Source organism: Neptuniibacter pectenicola, from assembly GCF_001597735.1.
GTDB lineage: Bacteria > Pseudomonadota > Gammaproteobacteria > Pseudomonadales > Balneatricaceae > Neptuniibacter > Neptuniibacter pectenicola.
Genome location: NZ_LUTS01000060.1, coordinates 1 through 579, shown reverse-complemented (window position 1 = coordinate 579; position 579 = coordinate 1). Strand labels below are relative to the sequence as shown.

General features: G+C 46.3%; 1 protein-coding gene. It reads right to left on the bottom strand.

The window, feature by feature from the left end; all coding sequences use genetic code 11:
- A partial coding sequence (locus A3773_RS16850; protein ID WP_331709180.1) for a carbamoyl-phosphate synthase domain-containing protein occupies positions 1–579 on the bottom strand: 579 nt, incomplete at both ends.

The following is a 579-nucleotide window of genomic DNA, read 5'->3' as shown; positions in this document are numbered from 1 at the left end:
CTCAACCAGCATACGCAAAATGTTCGTTTTAACACCAAAATCATACGCCACAACGTGGAATGGGAATTCGCTAGGTGTTGTGTGACCCTTTACTAAATCCCACGTAGACTCAGTCCACTCGTAAGACTTTTCAGTTGTCACTTCTTTGGCTAAATCCATGCCTTTCAAACCAGGGAAAGCTTGCGCTTGTGCAACAGCTTCCTCTTCGTTAATGCTATCACCAGCCATAATACAGCCAGCTAGAGCACCTTTCTCACGTAGAATACGCGTAAGTTTACGTGTATCAATGTCCGCAATACCTACAACGCCTTTACGTTTAAGGTAGTCATCTAACGTCTCTTGTTGACGCCAGCTGCTAGAGCGTAGAGGTAAATCACGGATAATCAGGCCCGAACACCAAATTTGGTTAGACTCTTCGTCTTCGGCGTTAACGCCAGTGTTACCAATATGTGGGTAGGTCAACGTGACCATTTGTCGAGCATAGGAAGGGTCGGTAAGAATTTCTTGATAACCGGTCATAGAGGTGTTAAATACAACCTCTGCGGTTGAGGAGCCATCTGCCCCGATCGACACCCCTCT